This is a genomic window from Geminocystis sp. NIES-3708, from assembly GCF_001548095.1.
Lineage (GTDB): Bacteria > Cyanobacteriota > Cyanobacteriia > Cyanobacteriales > Cyanobacteriaceae > Geminocystis.
In genome coordinates this window covers 2,559,123-2,578,266 of sequence record NZ_AP014815.1, presented here as the reverse complement: position 1 = coordinate 2,578,266, position 19,144 = coordinate 2,559,123, and the positions used below count along the sequence as shown (strand labels likewise).

At 32.6% G+C, this 19,144-nt stretch carries 17 protein-coding genes, 2 tRNA genes, 1 pseudogene and 1 riboswitch; of the genes and pseudogenes, 4 read left to right on the top strand and 16 right to left on the bottom strand.

Annotated features, from left to right (window positions below; translation table 11 throughout):
• Nucleotides 1–43: 43 nt before the first annotated feature.
• The 4 genes and pseudogenes from GM3708_RS11400 to GM3708_RS11385 all read right to left on the bottom strand — a co-directional run.
• Nucleotides 44–116: transfer RNA gene (locus GM3708_RS11400), tRNA-Ala, on the bottom strand.
• 168 nt (nucleotides 117–284) lie between these two features.
• Entirely contained in the window at nucleotides 285–986 is a 702-nt protein-coding gene (locus GM3708_RS11395) for an HAD family phosphatase (RefSeq protein WP_066346985.1), read from the bottom strand.
• 53 nt (nucleotides 987–1,039) lie between these two features.
• Nucleotides 1,040–2,035 (bottom strand): arsenosugar biosynthesis radical SAM (seleno)protein ArsS, encoded by a 996-nt coding sequence (arsS, locus tag GM3708_RS11390; protein ID WP_066346984.1) that lies wholly within the window; start codon nucleotides 2,033–2,035, stop codon nucleotides 1,040–1,042.
• Nucleotides 2,036–2,181: 146 nt separating this feature from the next.
• Nucleotides 2,182–3,018, bottom strand: a pseudogene (locus GM3708_RS11385) (methyltransferase domain-containing protein); the annotation flags it as partial.
• Nucleotides 3,019–3,185: 167 nt separating this feature from the next.
• On the opposite strand from GM3708_RS11385, the gene GM3708_RS11380 reads away from it, so the two are divergent.
• On the top strand, nucleotides 3,186–3,971 hold the full coding sequence (locus GM3708_RS11380) for a D-alanyl-D-alanine carboxypeptidase family protein (RefSeq protein WP_066346974.1): 786 nt from the start codon (nucleotides 3,186–3,188) through the stop codon (nucleotides 3,969–3,971).
• 581 nt (nucleotides 3,972–4,552) lie between these two features.
• Here GM3708_RS11380 and rplA read toward each other — a convergent pair.
• The 6 genes from rplA to rplS form a co-directional block, all read right to left on the bottom strand.
• The gene (gene rplA, locus GM3708_RS11375; RefSeq protein WP_066346971.1) at nucleotides 4,553–5,263 is read right to left on the bottom strand and encodes a 50S ribosomal protein L1; all 711 of its coding nucleotides are present in this window, start codon (nucleotides 5,261–5,263) and stop codon (nucleotides 4,553–4,555) included.
• A gap of 121 nt (nucleotides 5,264–5,384) precedes the next feature.
• Entirely contained in the window at nucleotides 5,385–5,810 is a 426-nt protein-coding gene (gene rplK, locus GM3708_RS11370; protein ID WP_066346970.1) for a 50S ribosomal protein L11, read from the bottom strand.
• Between the two features lie 15 nt (nucleotides 5,811–5,825).
• Entirely contained in the window at nucleotides 5,826–6,443 is a 618-nt protein-coding gene (gene nusG / locus GM3708_RS11365; protein WP_066346963.1) for a transcription termination/antitermination protein NusG, read from the bottom strand.
• A complete protein-coding gene (gene secE / locus GM3708_RS11360; protein ID WP_231932927.1) occupies nucleotides 6,443–6,682 on the bottom strand; it encodes a preprotein translocase subunit SecE in 240 nt (79 codons plus the stop codon). The genes nusG and secE overlap by 1 nt, the downstream gene beginning before the upstream one ends.
• A 113-nt stretch (nucleotides 6,683–6,795) precedes the next feature.
• Nucleotides 6,796–6,868 (bottom strand) — tRNA-Trp (locus GM3708_RS11355).
• 170 nt (nucleotides 6,869–7,038) lie between these two features.
• Nucleotides 7,039–7,431: a 50S ribosomal protein L19 gene (rplS, locus tag GM3708_RS11350; protein WP_066349433.1), complete on the bottom strand. Its 393-nt coding sequence runs from the start codon at nucleotides 7,429–7,431 to the stop codon at nucleotides 7,039–7,041.
• A gap of 564 nt (nucleotides 7,432–7,995) precedes the next feature.
• On the opposite strand from rplS, the gene GM3708_RS11345 reads away from it, so the two are divergent.
• The gene (locus GM3708_RS11345; protein ID WP_066346959.1) at nucleotides 7,996–8,235 is read left to right on the top strand and encodes a TIGR02450 family Trp-rich protein; all 240 of its coding nucleotides are present in this window, start codon (nucleotides 7,996–7,998) and stop codon (nucleotides 8,233–8,235) included.
• A gap of 67 nt (nucleotides 8,236–8,302) precedes the next feature.
• Here GM3708_RS11345 and GM3708_RS11340 read toward each other — a convergent pair whose 3' ends face one another.
• Nucleotides 8,303–9,640 carry a cytochrome P450 gene (locus GM3708_RS11340; protein WP_066346957.1) on the bottom strand — a complete coding sequence of 446 codons (1,338 nt, stop codon included), beginning with the start codon at nucleotides 9,638–9,640 and terminating at the stop codon, nucleotides 8,303–8,305.
• Between the two features lie 68 nt (nucleotides 9,641–9,708).
• Between GM3708_RS11340 and GM3708_RS11335 the strand changes: the two genes are divergently transcribed.
• Entirely contained in the window at nucleotides 9,709–11,055 is a 1,347-nt protein-coding gene (locus GM3708_RS11335; protein WP_066346954.1) for a TldD/PmbA family protein, read from the top strand.
• A gap of 10 nt (nucleotides 11,056–11,065) precedes the next feature.
• Here the strand turns inward: GM3708_RS11335 and GM3708_RS11330 are convergent, their stop codons facing one another.
• The gene (locus GM3708_RS11330; protein ID WP_066346951.1) at nucleotides 11,066–13,063 is read right to left on the bottom strand and encodes a TrkA family potassium uptake protein; all 1,998 of its coding nucleotides are present in this window, start codon (nucleotides 13,061–13,063) and stop codon (nucleotides 11,066–11,068) included.
• A gap of 302 nt (nucleotides 13,064–13,365) precedes the next feature.
• Nucleotides 13,366–13,462: riboswitch (TPP riboswitch) on the top strand.
• 5 nt (nucleotides 13,463–13,467) lie between these two features.
• Here GM3708_RS11330 and thiC point away from each other — a divergent pair.
• Nucleotides 13,468–14,850, top strand: coding sequence for a phosphomethylpyrimidine synthase (thiC, locus tag GM3708_RS11325; protein WP_066346948.1), 1,383 nt, complete (start codon nucleotides 13,468–13,470; stop codon nucleotides 14,848–14,850).
• A 429-nt stretch (nucleotides 14,851–15,279) separates the two neighbouring features.
• Here the strand turns inward: thiC and minE are convergent, their stop codons facing one another.
• The 4 genes from minE to purM form a co-directional block, all read right to left on the bottom strand.
• The gene (minE, locus tag GM3708_RS11320) at nucleotides 15,280–15,561 is read right to left on the bottom strand and encodes a cell division topological specificity factor MinE (RefSeq protein ID WP_066346939.1); all 282 of its coding nucleotides are present in this window, start codon (nucleotides 15,559–15,561) and stop codon (nucleotides 15,280–15,282) included.
• 47 nt (nucleotides 15,562–15,608) lie between these two features.
• A complete protein-coding gene (gene minD, locus GM3708_RS11315) occupies nucleotides 15,609–16,421 on the bottom strand; it encodes a septum site-determining protein MinD (protein WP_066346931.1) in 813 nt (270 codons plus the stop codon).
• A 153-nt stretch (nucleotides 16,422–16,574) separates the two neighbouring features.
• Nucleotides 16,575–17,429 carry a septum site-determining protein MinC gene (locus tag GM3708_RS11310; protein WP_231932925.1) on the bottom strand — a complete coding sequence of 285 codons (855 nt, stop codon included), beginning with the start codon at nucleotides 17,427–17,429 and terminating at the stop codon, nucleotides 16,575–16,577.
• Between the two features lie 307 nt (nucleotides 17,430–17,736).
• Nucleotides 17,737–18,759, bottom strand: a complete 1,023-nt coding sequence (gene purM / locus GM3708_RS11305; RefSeq protein ID WP_066346930.1) for a phosphoribosylformylglycinamidine cyclo-ligase — start codon at nucleotides 18,757–18,759, stop codon at nucleotides 17,737–17,739.
• Nucleotides 18,760–19,144 lie beyond the last annotated feature (385 nt).

Below are 19,144 nucleotides of genomic sequence, written 5' to 3'. Positions count from 1 at the left end.
GAATAAATGAGAAGTATTTTTAAGCTCAAATATTTTGTATCAATGGAGAATAGGGGAATCGAACCCCTCACCTCTGCGGTGCGATCGCAGCACTCTACCAACTGAGCTAATTCCCCAGAACAGTAAATTATTATAGCAACAAACGGGATAGTTAGAATAAATTGTTGTAAAAGAGAATAAACGCACTTACAATGTAAGAATATCTTGTTTAACTGGATTATTGGGTACATAACTGAAGGCTAATACTTTATAACTACTACAATACTGTTTTTATACAATAAGCATTAAGTTTTGACTAGAATTTCATCAATCCAATTCAAATCTAATTGCATAAGATGATCAACACACCAGTTAGCTTGTCTTTGCAACAGATGAAAAGGATAAGTGTTAGCTACCCCTACCACGGAAATTCCCGCATTTTTTGCGGATTCAATGCCAATAGGAGTATCTTCAATAACTAAACATTCCGAAGTTTTAATAGATAAATCTGGATTTTGTTGATTTAATTGTTTGACTGCCCGTAAGTAATAACTGGGAGAAGGTTTACCTAATTTGATGTCTTCTCCAGCGATAATCACGTTAAAATATTCTCTGATATTCATTCTCTTAAGAATATACTCTACTTCTCGATATAATAATCCTGTTACAATTGCAAGAGATAAATGACGGGGTTGAAGGCTAAGAATAAACTCGACAACTTTATCATAAATTGGTAATTCTGACATTTCATTAACTATTTTATGATATGCCTCAGCTTTTTTATTCATTAATATACTCAGATAGTCATCGTCAATAATTCTGCCTCTTTTTGCAAGTATATCTCTGACACAAGATTGATCATTTTTTCCTAAACAAATTTTTTGATATTCTTTGCCTGAAGGAAGTAAATTTTCTCCCAATAATAAATCATCAATTAATTGTTGATGAATTGGTTCATCATTAATAATTACGCCATTAAGATCAAATATAATTGCTTTTAAACTCATTGTAAATTTATTTTGTAAAGACTAATTTTTTGTTTATTATTGATGATTCATTATCAATTATTAATTAATGAACCTCCACAGCTAGAACCATTGCCAGCAGTACAACCATAACAATGATTAGCTGTTTGAATCTGGTTAATTAAATCAAGATTATTTTCTTCAATTATTTGTTGTAAAGTTACCTTTTTATGTTGATTATCTAAAGAACAAATATTTTCCATCTGGTTAAAATCACAATCATAGATATTCCCTAAATAATCCACTGATAATTGATTTTTACACATTAAATTACTTAATATTTTACTATTGAAATTGACTTCTAAAAATTTTAAATAATTATCTTTTAATTGATATTTCTCAAGATGAAAATTAGTTCTACCTATCGGTAAATTAGTAATGGTTAAAAGTTGATTAAATTTAATATTAAAATTATCTAATAAATATTCTTTATAATCTTTTTCCAAGTTGGTTTGATTAGGGGTTAATTGAAAATTAGTATCTTTTGGTAAAGGTGGATTATAAACTAAATCAATGACTAAATCAGGATTAATTCCATAGCCTAATTGATTAAGTTTTTGTAAAGCAAGAATGGATTTATTATAAACTCCGTTACCTCTTTGTTTATCAACATTATCTTCCAAGTAACAAGGTAAAGAAGCTACAACTCGGATTTGATTTTTAGCAAAATATTCAGGTAAATATTCATAGCTAAACTCAAAAAAAATAGTTAAATTAGATCTAACTATCACCTCTTTATTATTATTTCTTGCCGTTTTGACTAATTCTTTAAAACCATAGTGCATTTCTGGCGCACCCCCTGTTAAATCAACGGTTTGTATTTGCGGAAAATTATTAATAATTGTGACTAATTGTTGACGAGTTTCAGGAGTTAATTCTTCTTTTCTTTTTGGTGATGATTCTACATGACAATGATGACAAGAAAGGTTACATTTTTTCCCTAAATTTACCTGCAAAACTGTTATTTTGTCTTTAGGTAAATGATAATTAATTTTATCTGTAAAGTTAGTTATTTTTTCTCTAATTAGCATTATTTATTAATAGCAATATCAATGTAAAGTTTTTGATAATAATAGTTTTAATAGATTAATCTTGATAATTTTTGTGGTTATTCCCTACTTTATTTTTAGCAACAAGATGTTGAAGGACAACAAGAGTTATTATTAATTTGCTCAGATTTTTCTTTATAGGCTTTGATAGTTAATGAGCGAAATTCAATACCATTTACTACCTGCCAAGGTTCGTTTTGTTTTGCTAAAATTTCTATCTGTTTAAAACCCGCCTTTTCAAACATTTTGATAAATTTATCTTCACGCAAAGCACCTGAGATACAACCACTCCATAATTCAGGATCTTTTACCATTTCTAATGGTACATCTTCATTGCATATTATATCAGAAATTACTGCTTTTCCATTAGTTTTTAAGACTCGATAAATTTCATCAAATAATTGCTTTTTATCGTTAGGTTTAACTAAGTTTAAAACACAATTTGACACGACAATATCAATAGAATTATCTTTGATTAAGGTTTCTTCTTGACGAAGATAATCACATTCTGTTTCAAAAATGCGTAATTGTTCTAAATTATTAATAGGATTATTTTTTAACCATGATTCAACTTTATCTAAAGGCAATTTTAAATCTTGAATTTTACCCTTAACAAAATGAGTATTTTTATAGCCTAATTTATCACTAATTTTTGATTGATATTTTTGAGCTAATTTGAGCATTTCATCGTTAAAATCAACGCCAATAACTTGTCCATTTTTACCAACTTTTTGTGCAATGATATAACAATTTTTTCCGGCTCCTGAGCCTAAATCTAAAACAATTTCACCCTGATTTACATATTTAGTGGGATCGCCACAACCATAATCTTTTGCTATAATTTCGTCAGGAATAATCCTCAAAAATTGACTATCATATTCTGTAGGGCAACATAAACTGGGTTGATAATTTTTTGCCCCTTCTTCATATCTTTCTAAAACTGATTTTTCTATATCGTAACTCATAGTTAGTTTATCTCGAAATAATGGTGAATTATTCTTTTCAATCTATTGGTTTATATTCCATTAAAGCTAGTTTACCTGAAATTCAGCTGAAGATAAACTGAAAGTAATGATTATTGAGCCACAAAAAGTTAGAATGATTTAAGGTCAAATAAAGAAATGTAACATCTATGGATGAAATCCCAGTTGCTTTAAGGGAAACCAATAAAACTGTCAAATCAAGTTATATCCCCACAAATAAGGTTAATATTGCAATTATAGGGGGTACTATTGTGTTTGTAGCACTGGTTTCCTTCTTTTTTAACCGAAATTCTCAGCCAAAGTCTTTAAATATTAACCAAACTCAACCAGTAAAAACTGCCGAAAATACTAATCCTACGGTGACACAAAACCAGCCGTCACCAGAATTGAATCAAGAGGAGAAGATTCCTGATAATATTTTAGGACATTTAAAGTATCAACAAGCATCCGAAAACGAGTTAAAAGCTATCACCAGTGACGGTGGAATCAAGTTAAGACAAAAAGCGGCAGACAAATTTTTACAAATGCAACAAGATGCAAGAATACAAGGTATTGTCTTAACACCGATTTCAGGATTTCGCTCTATTAAAGATCAAGAATATCTATTTTTTCAGGTAAAAGAACAACGAAAACAAGATGCTTCAAAAAGAGCCGAAGTAAGTGCACCGCCGGGGTATAGTGAACATCATACTGGCTATGCTGTGGATATTGGTGACGGTAATGCTCCTGCAACTAATTTGAATACTAATTTTGAGCAAACTTCCGCTTATAACTGGTTAAAAAATAATGCGGCTAAGTATAGTTTTGAGTTGTCTTTTACCCCTGATAACTTACAAGGTGTTAATTATGAGCCTTGGCATTGGCGTTTTGTGGGGGATACCCATAGTTTAGAGACTTTTTATAAAGCACGTCAACTTACTACTAAATTGAAATAATAAATATAGCAATCCTAAACGAGTTGTGTAAAAAAGTCATACTCAAAAAAAATCTTATAATTCAAAATTTCCTCATGTATAAACAACTTAAATAAATATTTAACATCCACAAATGATTGACAGTATTCATAACATTTTGATGAAGTTGTTCTAATGTTTCTTTTGTTAACCAATATCGGTTGATAACACCATCGTTAAAAATTGCCAATTTATCCCTGATTATTGAAAGGATTCAACAAGGGGTTTAAATCTCTTACTTATTATTCATGGCTTATATCCATAGATATTGTCTCACCAAATAGTTTTTCTTCTTTCTTAATAGTTAATTTAGAATTTGACAAAAGAAAGTTATTAATTAAAAATTAAATCAACTTAATTTTAATGATGTACAAAGCATTTGTGGAGAATAGCAGTCAAAAAGAAAAGTACAATTAAACAGTAAAATCACTAAAATTAATAGTCAAACGACAAAAATATTATCTTATAACTTCTGCATAGCTAATGATTTTAAGGTGGGCATTGCCCACCCTAGACTATCGAATAGATAGCATTTATCTTACTTAGGTAAGATCTACTCTATATTAATCGTGCAATTTAAGATCTCTTAAAGCGTTAATATCCACTTCAATGGAAGGACCCATAGAAGAAGAAACATATACACTACGCCAATAACGACCTTTAGCACCAGAAGGACGTTGACGATCAACAGTTTCTTGTATTGCTTTTAAGTTAGATAACAAATCTTCAGAGGGGAAAGAAGACTTACCAAAAAGTACGTGAACAATACCAGTACGATCGGCACGAAATTCTAATTTACCCGCTTTAAATTCATTAATTGCACCAGCTAAATCAGTAGTAACAGTACCACCTTTAGGAGAAGGCATTAAACCCTTAGGACCTAAAGCACGTCCTAATTTAGCTATTTTAGGCATCATATCAGGGGTAGCGATTAAAACGTCAAAATCCATCATTCCTTTTTGAATTTCGTCGATTAAATCTTCTTCACCCACAACATCAGCACCAGCTAACTTAGCTTCTTTAACTTGTTCACCCCTAGTAATTACTGCTACTCTGACGGTTTGACCTGTACCTTTAGGTAAACTAACAGTAGTTCTTAATTGTTGATCGGTGTATTTTGGATCAATCCCTAAGCGGATATGAACTTCCGCCGTTTCATCAAATTTAGCAGTAGCAGTCTCTTTTAATAACTCTAATGCTTCCAAAGGTGCATAGGCTTTGGCTTCCACCTTAGCTAATGCCTCTTTATATCTCCGACTGAATTTTTTACTCATTTACGTTATGTATCTCCTTGGGTAAATTAACGAAGTAAATACCTCTCCCCAGAATAAAATTACTTTTATATTTAACTAACTCTAGTTTAGTTTGGTTCGTGGGTACAGATTTGTTGATTTTTTAGTCAACTACGGTAACACCCATATTACGGGCAGTTCCTGCAATAATTTTCATTCCAGCTTCAATGTCATTCGCATTCAAATCAGGCATTTTTGTTTGAGCAATTTCTCGTAATTGAGCTTTAGTGATTTTAGCTACTTTATTACGGTTAGGCTCTTTTGAGCCACTTTTAATGCCTACAGCGATTTTAATTAATTCGGAAGCAGGAGGAGTTTTGAGAATAAAAGTAAAACTACGATCCTCAAAAACTGAAATTTCAACGGGAATAATCATCCCAGTTTGACTGGCGGTTTTGGCGTTATATTCTTTACAGAATGCCATGATATTCACACCATGTTGACCTAAAGCAGGACCTACAGGTGGTGCTGGGTTTGCCTTACCTGCTGGTAAAGCTAATTTGATTAATGCAACGACTTTTTTTGCCATTGTTAAAGTATCCTTTTATCCTTGTTTTTCTACTTGATTAAATTCCAATTCCACAGGAGTGTCACGCCCGAAAATTGATAATAGTGCTTTGAGTTTACTTCTTTCAGTACTAACCTCAATTACCTCACCCGCAAAGTCTTTAAATGGACCAGATAACACAACAATCTTATCTCCCACCTGCATATCAATTTTAACTACAGGTTCGGCATCTTCCATTTGTTTGAAAATGCGATCGACTTCTGAGTGTGATAATGGCATCGGTTTTACATGACCTCTACCTCTACCTACAGCTCTTCTCTGCTCCGCTCCCACGAAGTTGATTACGTTAGAAGTGTTTTTAACCATCTGCCAAGCATCATCATCTAAGATCATTTGCACTAGCACATAACCGGGTAAAACTTTTTCTTCTCCTTGATAGCGACTGCCATCTTTACGTACTCTTACAGTGGGACTTTGAGGGATTCGTATATCTAAGACACGATCATTAAGATTAAAACTATTAACTCGTTGTTCGATGTCAGTTTTAACTTTTTTTTCGCAACCTGCGGCTACTTGCACTACATACCAACGGGGTTTGCCTACTGCTACTTTTGGTTGAGTTGATTCCGATTCATTTTCAGGAGTAAAACTCATTAAAACACCTTCCCTGCACCCCAGCCGAATATTTTATCTACAAGATAAATTAAACTTGCTACTAGAGCAACCATTAAAATTACAGCCACAGATTCACTTAGTAGTTGTTGACGGGAAGGCCATACCACTTTTGCCAACTCTTGTTTGGTTTCCTCAACAAAATTAGCATTGGTGATGCTGTTATCTTGAGGCTCTGGTGGCGTAACATCTTTTTGCTGGACAGTTTCTTTATTTGTCACAATAATTTTCCTCATTAATAGACGTTTCTTCTGTGGCTATGCTAAGCAAATACCACTATCCAATCTCTATTATAGAGTCAGTTAACTATATATTTCTTTAATGATTAGACCAACACGCCCTAGAGGACTTGAACCCCTGACATTCGGTTTTGGAGACCGACGTTCTACCAACTGAACTAAGGACGTATATCTAAATACTATAACTTTTTTTGTTAAATTTTGTCAAGTATTAGGATTTTTTAACCAAATTTACAGTTAGTTGGAGCTAAACTTCCAGAAAGTAGTTAAGTGGTTGACACTCTCTCGCTAACCTATAGAGGTATAACGGAATTCTTCAGGTGAAGACAATAGAGAAACTATTTTGCTTTTGCAGTATTCCCTTCTACGGGACGATCAAAACGTTGTTTAATGCGGGTTGCTTTACCTACTCTATCTCTGAGATAGTAAAGTTTCGCTCTTTTGACTTTACCACGACGGATAATCTGAATGTTAGCGACAACGGGAGAATGAATCATAAAGACTCTTTCTACGCCAACACCCTGAAAAACTCGTCTCACGGTAATGGTTTCATTAATACCGCCATTACGCATAGCGATAATTGTACCCTCAAAGGGTTGTACTCTTTCTTTTCCGCCTTCTTGAATGCGCACACCGATTTTCACCGTGTCACCTACATTAAGAGAAGGTAATGTACCTTTGTCTTTCAGATAATTAGCCTCAATAGACTGAATTATCGCAGTTGCATTTATAGACATGGAGATTTATTACTTGAAAACTCACAATTCATCATCATAGCTTTTTTGATAAGATCTTGTCAATAGCGATTTTTCGTTGATTTTTTTGACAAGATAACTTGCTGATTCTGTCTAATATCATTATTGTTGAACTTTTGACACTCAATCGGGCTAAAGCCACGAGGATTCTTTAGAGGAGATAACCGAAAATGTCAGTTATTGCTCGTAACAACCACATTGCCGTACCGTACCGTAGTACTAACACAACAGCAGTCCACAAGGCAGAGTCAATCGCCACTACACTGTTAGCTTTTGCTTTCAGTTTACTTTCAGGGTTGTGCTTTTCACTCGCTTAACGTCTTTGCTTGTAGGGGCTGAGTCTGTAGTGCATTGCACCGAGTACCATTTCGGTAACTCATCTTTTCAACAGGTGTCCCACCACTAGGAGTTTCACCTACCGTTTTAAGGTCTTTGTGGCACAATATTTATTTATATTATCAAATTAATGCCCTAAAGGGCAGGGTTTCAGACCCACGATTTTTTGACGATATTGCATAAATCTCAACCAACTTTAACGACATGGCTAACAAACAAAAATTTCCTCATTTATTAGGCTCAAAATGGACTGCTCAACAAAAAACATGGGGTTGGAGACATTTTCAAGTGATTAACCGTAAAAATGAAGATAAATGGGTATTTGCAGAAATGATTGCTTCTTGTGATGATAGTGTCCGTTTTTGGATTAATGCAAAACAATTGAAAGACAGGGATTTATGGACTCCCGGATGGATTACTCTTGAACTTTTAAGTAAATCTTGATTGTTAGTAATTTTAAAATAATAGATAATGTAGGGGCGAATATCATTCGCCCAAGTAATAAGTAAGTTCAATTTTGTAGAAGAGTTGAAAACTTGACTTTTAAACCATCTTTAGGGTGTGGTGTCGGAATTATTGCCATAGTTAAATCTTGATTGGGTAACAATTCCCATTGATAATTATGACTTAATAAGGAAGCGAAAACTCGCATTTCTAATCGTGCAAATTCTTTTCCTAAACACTCTCTTAAACCACCGCCAAAAGGCACAAAACTGAATTTTTTTTGTTTCTCTAAGGAATTTTCAGGAGAAAAGCGATCGGGGTCAAATTTATCTTTATCATGATAGATAGTCTCGTCTTGGTGAGTTTGCAAAATTTGATATTGCACTGTCCAACCTTTGGGGATATGATAACCTTGAAAACTAAAATCTTCAATAGCTTTGCGAAAACCACCGCCTACAGGTGGAATTAACCGCAACACCTCTTTTAAAACTTGTTCTAAATAAGTCATTTCCTTTAACTGTTCTATATTAAAGGGTACTTGATAATTTAATTTTTGTTGTTCTTGTCGAATTTTGGCTAAAACTTGAGGATGTTGTGCCGTTAATAAACAAAAAGATGCTATCGCTGATGTCAAGGTTTCATGACCTGCGAATAATAATAATAATACTTGATCTTTTAATTCTTCTAAAGTTAATCGATCACCATTTTCATCCTCGGCTTTCAATAATAAACTTAGAGCATCAGAATGAGTATTATCCCCTGCTTGTCTTTGTTTAACAATAGCCTCAATTTCTTGCAACATATTTTCACGACATTTTAAGGCTTTCCCGAATTTTGTCCAAGGTAGATTAACAGGAATGCTGAATAAACCCTGACACCATTCCTCAAATAAATTACATAATCGAGTTTGTGAGCCATTATCAACCCCTACAAATAATTTAGCGGCAATATCAAAGGTATAATTTCTTAATTCGGGATACCAAGTTAATTCTCCCAATTTTGCCCATTTTTGCAGATAATTTGCGGTAATGGCTTCAATAGTAGGCAAATAACTAGCTAATACACGTGGTTGGAAGGCTTGAGCTAATATTTTCCGCCTAGAGGTATGAAAATCACCATTTTTTACGGCTAAAGATGTTTGTCCTAATAAAACTTTAGTGGTTTTAGGCCAAGTTGAAACCACATATTCATTTTCGTGACGGAATAAAAATTCGTTGGCTTGTGCACCTATCATGATAACGGTAGGATTGCCAAAAATACTGGTTTTATAAATATTACCGTGTTGAGCAATTTTTTTTGAACTAAAATTACGATCAAATAAAAAATTAATAGTTTCTCCTATTAAAGGTAGTCCAAAACTTCCCGGAGGTAAAGGTGATTTTTGTAAATTTGAGTTTATAGTCATATAGTAAAATAACAATTAATAATGGATGATTAGTCATTCTAAATTCTATATTCTACATTCTAATAATTATGTCTAGTTTATCGACTTATAAAAATTGGGAAGAATCTTTTAATGAAGTTACCCAAAAATTATTTAATCAATTGACAAAGGAAGAATATTTAATTATTCAATTAAAAGCAGAAAATAGTCATTTTATTCGCTTCAATAACGCAAAAGTTAGGCAAACAGGAATAGTTATAGATGCCGATGTTTCTTTAAAATTAATTGCGAATCAACGAAATATTTTTGCTAATTTTCCTCTGACAGGAGATGCGGAAATTGATATAAAAATAGCCTTAGAAAATCTAAGTTATTTAAGAACTGAAATTAATATTTTACCAGAAGATCCTTTTGTTGTTTTACCAGAAAATAAAGGCTCATCTCATGAAGTTTATTTGGGAAGTTTATTATCTCCTGATTTTGCCACTGAAGCAATTTTACCTCCCGTACAGGGTTTAGATTTTACAGGTTATTATACTGGAGGTTCAATTATTAGAGCAAATTATAATTCTTTAGGACAAAAACACTGGTTTGCAACGGATTCTTTTTTTATTGATTATTCTTTAATTAATGGTAATAATAAGGCTATTAAAGGAACTTTTTCCGCTCGTGATTGGGATTTGGAAAAGTATGAACATCAAATTAATTACCATAAACAAGAGTTAAAACAGTTAGATTTACCTATTCATGAGGTTAAACCCGGTAGTTATCGCACTTATTTAGCACCTGCGGCGATGGCAGATTTATTGGGGATGTTTTCTTGGGGAGGTATCAGTGAGTCTTCTTTACGGCAAGGGGGAAGTGCTTTGTCGAAGATGCGTCTGGGAGAAAATCTGTCACCGTTATTTAATCTTAAAGAGAATTTCCATAGTGGTAATGTTCCTCGTTTCAATGATTTTGGGGAAATGTCTCCCGATGAGTTACCATTGATTGTTGAGGGTCAATTGATTAATACTTTAATCAGTGGTCGTACGGCAGTTGAATATGAACTTAAATCTAATGGTGCTAGTAGTTTTGAGAGTTTGCGATCGCCAGAAGTAGCTTCAGGTAATTTATCAGAAAATAATATTTTGAAAGCCATCGACACGGGATTATATTTATCTAATTTACACTATCTTAATTGGAGCGATCGCATTTTAGGAAAAATTACTGGAATGACTCGCTATGGTTGTTTTTGGGTAGAAAACGGGCAAATTGTCGCAACTATTAAAGATTTACGCTTTGATGATTCTTTATATTCTTTCTTCGGCAAAAATTTATTAGCTTTAACAGATTTTCGAGAATTTATTCCTGAAATTAGTACATACGATTCAAGATCTTTGGGAGGTATTCTATTACCGGGAGCATTAGTAGATAATTTTACCTTTACTCTTTGAATAGTTTTAATTAAATTATTTGATGTATTTCACTAACAACTTGATTTTTTTTCAATACGTTAATTAATCTTACTCCTTGATGATGATATACCTTTACAGGTAAGGTTTGAGGGAGGTTTTCCATAGTTTCCCTCGCCAATTTTAATGAACAGCCTATAATTCTTGCGATCGCATTTGTCCCTTCAAAAATCCCTATATCCGACTTCACTGACAGAATTTCTATCTCCCACTGTTTGGGTTTAATTTTTCCCTGTTCAATACTTTTTAAACTTTCAACGGTGGCTAAAACAATTAAGCGATCGCCAACAGCTAAAAGTATATCATCAGAAGGCATTAAAATGTGATTATAACTGCCACTACTACAATAGAAAATGGGAATAACTCCATATCCATAGGCGATGTCAGACAATAATAAATTATGTAACGTATCATCGGAAGTAATTTCATATTCTGTCACTAAAATAGTTTGTTGCTCAAAACGATATAATTCTAGTATATTTTCCCCAAAAGCCGCCCCAGTAAAAGCCTCTGCGGCTACTTCATAAGCACTAATAATAGAAGCATGGGGTAATAATTTAGTTAAGTTATCGCTAAAATTATCACTATTTGTACGGATAATAAGATTAAGATAAGGGTTAAAATTTTGTGCCATTAAAGCAACTTCAAGATTGAGAATATCATCATCGGTAACAATCACAATACTTTTGGCTTGATCTAAATTTGCTAAAATCAGACTATCTTGTAATTTACCTACAATTAAAGGAAAATTTAACCAATTAGAAACCTCAATATTAGAATTAAAACTGATAGCTAAAACAGATTGTTTTAAAGTTTGAAGTTGTTCTATAATTTCTCTCCCTATTCTACCAAAACCAACAACAACGATATGATTTTCTGTAGGAATAGGAGGGCTTTTCTTTGCAAATTGAAATTGTGAAGATAATAAAGCTTGTGTTAATAAAGCATATAAAACTCCAACAAAGGCTGTTCCTGTTAGAATTAAAATAAGACTAAAAAATTGTAACCATTGAGGAATATTTTCTATAGGTTCAAAAGTATCAAATAAATCAGAATATCCTCCTAATAGTAAAATAGCAGTTACATAAAAAGATGATAAAAAACTAGCATCTTTATAAAAATACTTAAATAATAAAGTACCTGTGATTAATAAAATTAATGTTATTAAAGAAGAAAAAATTACTACTCCTCTAATTTGTTGTTTACGATTTAATAACCAGAAATCTCGAAAATATTTAATACCTTTAATCTTAATTTTTTTTATACGATTAAGAAAGTTTATAGGAAAAGATTGATTAACAACTCTATTGTTAATATTTTGATGAAAAAGACGAAAATGATCTTCTGTTTCCACACAAATAATTGTATCTTGAGGCAATATTTTGGCGTAGGGATTCCATTGATTAAAAGTAGATGAAAGATTTTGTAAAGGTTGATAATGGCTAAGAATACGACGACTACGACTATTTAATTCATAAAGTGAATTATAATTACACCAACTATGAAATTGATTAATTTTAATTTTTGTAATTCTTATTTTCTGTTCATTTAAAGTAAAAAAACCCAATATTTCTTCTCCTAATGCTGATAAGGCATAAGCATTCGCAGGTAATTGTGTTGGTTCGTAAGCAATAAAATTACCTAATTGTTTACTTAACAAATTATTCAAGTTTTTTTGAGCTGATCTCATAACCAGTCGTGTTTTCTGATTTAATTCTCTAATGGTGATAGCTGTCGCAACATTAACTTTTTCAGAAGTTGTCACAATTAAAGCGGCTCGACATTCTTCTATTTTACTTTCTAATAATATATTGCGATCGCTACAGTCCCCGATGATGAATAAATCAATCAAGGGTAATAAATCTTTAATAGTGTCATTAGGAGGAGGATTTTTTTCGATAACTACAACTTTTACCCCAAATTTTTTCAAGGCGATAACACAATTTTCTCCTAGACTTCCTAATCCGCAAACTAAAAAAGTGTCTGACACAATTGATTAATAATTAAAAACTCATAATTGATAATTACCATACCAATTAAAAATTAAGATTGGATTAACAATTTAGAACAAAACTCGCTTCATTTAATAAATAATTTAAACTTAGTTTTGTCAAACTCCGAATTAATTATTACTAATTGTATTTTAATAAAATCTATATATACTTAATAATACATTTTAATTTTGTATTAGTCTATTTATTTTATTTTTTCTGCTATTCCATGTCAAAAAATGACAAGAGAGGGTTATTATCCTCTTTTCTTCAAAATACCTTCAGATCATGATAAGATTAAACTCATAGCTAGGGGTGTTTAGATTACTAGACTGAGAAAAAACCCTTAGAACCTGAGACTGGATAATACCAGCGTAGGAAAGCTGTTTATTGAGGAAAAAATATGCGCGCAGAATGGATAGCGAAACGTAGTGGACAAGCTAATGTATCTCAAATGCACTATGCTCGTCAAGGTGTTATTACTGAAGAAATGCAGTATGTCGCTAAAAGAGAGAATTTACCCGTTGATTTAATTCGGGATGAAGTGGCAAGAGGAAGAATGATTATTCCCGCTAATATTAATCATCCTAATCTTGAACCTATGGCGATCGGAATTGCTTCAAAATGTAAAGTAAATGCTAATATTGGTGCTTCTCCTAACTCTTCTAACATTGATGAAGAAGTCGCTAAACTACATTTAGCAGTAAAATATGGTGCTGATACCTTAATGGATTTATCCACTGGTGGCGGTAACTTGGATGAAATTCGCACTGCAATTATCAAGGCTTCTCCTATTCCCATTGGTACTGTACCTATTTATCAAGCCTTAGAAAGTGTTCATGGCAACATTGAAAAACTCACTGCTGATGACTTTTTACACATCATCGAAAAACACGCTCAACAGGGTGTTGATTACATGACCATTCACGCAGGAATTTTAATTGAACATTTACCCTTAGTGCGTAGTCGTATTACTGGTATTGTCTCTCGTGGCGGTGGAATTATTGCTCGTTGGATGTTACATCATCATAAACAAAATCCTCTTTACACCCATTTCGACGATATTATTGAAATCTTCAAAAAATATGATGTTTCTTTCAGTTTAGGAGATTCTTTACGTCCGGGTTGTACCCATGATGCTTCTGATAATGCACAATTAGCAGAGTTAAAAACCTTAGGGCAATTGACTCGTAGAGCATGGGAACATGATGTACAAGTAATGGTAGAAGGTCCTGGTCATGTACCAATGGATCAGATTGAGTTTAACGTAAGAAAACAAATGGAAGAGTGTTCTGAAGCACCTTTCTACGTTTTAGGACCTCTAGTTACTGATATTGCCCCCGGTTATGATCATATTACCAGTGCCATCGGTGCGGCTATGGCTGGTTGGTACGGTACAGCGATGTTATGCTATGTTACTCCTAAAGAACACTTAGGCTTACCCAATGCTGAAGATGTCCGTAACGGCTTAATTGCTTATAAAATTGCAGCTCATGCGGCAGATATTGCCCGTCATCGCCCCGGTGCAAGAGACAGGGATGATGAATTATCTCACGCTCGTTATAACTTCGATTGGAATCGTCAATTTGAGTTATCTTTAGATCCTGAAAGAGCAAGAGAATACCATGATGAGACATTACCTGCGGATATTTATAAAGAAGCTGAATTTTGCTCTATGTGTGGACCTAAATTCTGTCCAATGCAAACTAAAGTTGATGCGGATGCGTTAACGGAATTAGAAAAATTCTTAGCACAAGAAGCCCAAGAAAAACAACCAGTAGCTTAATTAACTAACAAGTTAGATAATAGGTAATAAGTAATAATTCTTTAATATTTGGCAATATACATCGTCAAACCAATAAATAAAAATCAACTACGAATAATTAAACTTATTCCTATACTAAATTAAGTTTTTTTAGATCATTTTCTATATCATTTAGAATAATAGACATATCATTTTCTTCTTGTTTTTTATTGTTCAATCTTGATTTAAAGGATTATTGAGTAATAATATTACTATTAGTTTTTATTAAAAAATATGAAATCAATAACACCATTTAATAAAAATGAATACATTATTACGATTATGAAAATTAGCATTAAGAAAAAGGTCATTAATTAAAATAGTAAATGACCCATTGCACAACATATAATAAATAATCTATTCTCGTCATAAAATCCTAATTGATTTTTTAGCAAATGCAATTAACCAAACTCAAGTATTTGTAGGAGTTCTTTTTACTTTTCTAATAGGTAAATTAGCACTTAAAGAAGTGGTACGATCATTACTTTGAATCGAAAATTCCATCTCATCCACATCAATGTCAAGATAACGACTCACTACCTCTATAATTTCTTGACGCATTTTATCGATCATTTCTGGATTTACTCCAGCACGATCATGAGCAATCACTAACTGCAAACGATTTTTGGCAGGATAACGACTTTTTTTTGGAGCAGTCCAAGAATTTAATGTACTAATTATATCTTTGAACATATTTTATTCCCTTGTGATATTTTTATTTTTAATTAATAATAAATGGTTTATTTTTCTTTGTTGCCAAAACCGAAAAAACGACGTATTCTTGTGAAAAGAGTATCTTGAGAAGCCATTAAATCTAAATAGGGAACGTCCATACCGTCTATTCGTCTTGCAATATTTTTAATAGCCATACCCGGGAGAGAATCTTCTTCACTTAAAACTAAAGGTTCACCACGATTAGAAGAAGTAATAATTCTCTTATCATCAGGTACAATGCCAATTAAAGGCACAACTAATAAATCAAGAATATCCTCAACACTAAGCATTTCATCCATTTGCACCATTTCTGGACGTAAACGATTGACAATTAACCTAATACTTTGCATATTTTCACTCTCTAACAATCCCACTACTCGATCAGCATCTCTCACGGCGGCTACTTCAGGAGTGGTAACAATTAATGCTTCTTGAGCGGCAACAATGGCATTACGAAAACCCATTTCAATTCCAGCAGGGCAATCCACGAAGATAAAGTCAAAACTGGGGCTTAATTGCTCAATAACTTCTTTCATTTGATCAGGAGTCATAGCATCTTTAGTACGGTTTTGAGCAGCTGGTAATAAATGTAATCCGGGAGTTCTTTTATCTTTAACAATCGCTTTTTCTAAAGTACATTCTCCTGATAAAGCATCAATAATGGTATAAACAACCCGTTGTTCTAATCCTAACAATAAATCTAAATTTCTTAAGCCAAAATCTGCATCTATTAAACAAACTTTTTTGCCTAATTGTGCCACTGCTGTACCTAAATTGGCCGTCATGGTGGTTTTACCCACTCCCCCTTTTCCGGATGTAATAACAATAACTCTAGCCATAAAAATTAATACTAATAAGGTAAATATAATTAAATAAACTAAGCAAAACTCATTGTACTGTACATTACTTAACAATGAACGGTTAACAACCAACAATGCAGAAATTTCTTCCAGTCTCTCAGTCTTTTAGTCTCCTAGTCTTTTAATTCCCCATTATTTAACTCTTTCCCAGTAATTTTTGGAATTAATAAAGCTATGGAGACGATGAAAATTAACGGCTGAGTGAATTTTAATACCTTCTTCCCCAACATAAGCAACTTCTGCTGTACTTTGAACTGGGGGATTATCTGGAATTCTAGCTACTAAATTTGCAATTCTTAACTGAGTAGCTTCTAATCTTAACGCCATAATCAACCCTTGACGATTACCTAAATAACCCGCGTGAGCAATACCTCTTAATGTACCCCAAATAAACACATCACCACTGGCTAAAATTGTCGCTCCCGGATTCACATCTCCTAATACGATAACAGAACTAGGATGACAAATTTCTACACCTGATCTAATAGTATTTTTAAGGTATAAAGGTTCAGCTAAATCTTGAATAGTTGACAAATTATCAATATCTATCAATGTGTCCGTTAATGTTTCTTGTTGCACAGAATAACCAGCACTAGAAGCCGCTACTGCCGTTTGTCTTCTTCTTGTTATAATTAAGTCGAGAGTTAAACCAATTTGTTCTAAAATAGTTTTTAATTCACTGATTTGTCTAGTATCTAGTAGTCTGTCTTGACTTTGTAAATGAGCTTTTGTACCTAATTGCCAAGATTTATCGATTTTTTGTAATCTAATTTTAAAATCATCAACAATTCTTTGCCATTGATTAGCTTCAGTTTTATTTACTGAAGGTAAACTCATCACCACGATTTTTCCTTTTTTCGTTAAGTTAATTTGTTCTTTACTACTCAAAGGTTTTGCTTTTACCACAGAAGTTAATTCTGAAGTCACATCAGCAATTTTTTCTTCCCCCATGACAGTTTGATTATTATGGACGTTATCAGTATTCATAAACAATTAAAAATAAAAAAATTCACAAACTCTTATCTATTATTATTGCTCATTGCCCATCTGCACCTTTAGTTTAGCTAAGTTCAATCTGAGAATAAGTAATGACTTACTCTTGTTGACAGCCTAACAAGGAAATTATATTTTTTGTTAATTAATCAAATTATTGTAAAAATGCACAAACATTGGCAATTTTTCTACCTGTACAGTTGTTCGTCTGTCTCGTTTTCATCTTTTTTCTGTCGATCTAAATTTTTCCTGTAAACTTTTAGATGCGTTTGAATTTATCACTTATACAAAATTGGCTGTGCTAAATAAACTTAATTTCTCCACTTCCTTCAATTACTTTACCGATAATATTGGTTTCAATACCATAATTATTAAAATGTTTTATTACTGATTCATTATCATGTTCAGAAACTATCACCACAAAACCGACACCCAAATTAAATGTATTTAACATTGCTTCTTGATTCACATTACCGGTTTTCGCTAACCATTGAAAAATGGGTGGAATAGTCCAACTGTTCAATTTTACTTCAATGGCTTTATCTTTAGGTAAACAACGAGGTAAATTTTCAGGAATACCTCCTCCAGTGATGTGTGCCATAGCTTTTATGTCTATACCTGATTTTAAAGCCTCTAAAACAGATTTAACATAAAGACGAGTAGGGGTTAAGCAACTTTCTCCTAATGTTTTTCCTTCCAACTCTACTGGCTGATAATCCCAACTTAATCTTGCCGTGTCAATGATTTTTCTTACCAGTGAGAAACCGTTACTATGAATACCACTACTACTTAAAGCGATCGCAATATTACCTGACTGAATTTTATTCCCATCTAAAATTTTACTTTTTTCAACAATGCCTACACAAAAACCAGCAATATCATATTCTCCCTGTTGATAAAATCCTGGCATCTCTGCTGTTTCTCCCCCCAGTAAAGCACAACCACTTTCTTGACAACCTACAACAATACCATTAATAACTTCTGCTAATTGATTACTATCTAATTTGCCTGTGGCTAGATAATCTAAAAAGAATAAAGGTTCAGCACCACAAGTAAGAATATCATTAACGCACATTGCCACTAAATCAATACCTACAGTATCATGACGATTTAATTCATGGGCAATTTTTAACTTTGTACCTACTCCATCCGTGCCAGAAACCAAGACAGGCTGTTGATAGCCAGAAGGTAACTCAAAACAACCACCAAATCCACCTAAACCACCTAAAACTCCTGAACGGTATGTACTAGAAACATTATCACTAATTTTTTTAACAAATGCTCTACCAGCTTCGACGTCAACTCCTGCTTCTTTATAATCCATATTTTATGATGATTTTAGATAATTTTTTTAAATATAAATAATTTTACTCTTTAAACTGATCAAATTTTCTTATAGTATTAAACTACTAATAATTAATCGTTTTGTTAGGAAAATCATATCACTATTGTTTAATTTATTAGAGTCAAATATGATGAAGTTAAAGTGCTATTTTCAGAACTTAAAAATTGTTAGATAATTAAAATTTAACCTATCAAAAAGGGAATTAGCTCTGAATCTATTTAAAAATGATAGGCTTACAACTTTTCAAGTATTAAGATTGTGCTTTTTTTTCTTCACAGTAGATAATCAGCTATCAACTTAAAAACTTTTATAAATTATATCAATTTTATTTGATTTATTTTGCTCTTATTCATTAGTTTTTCAA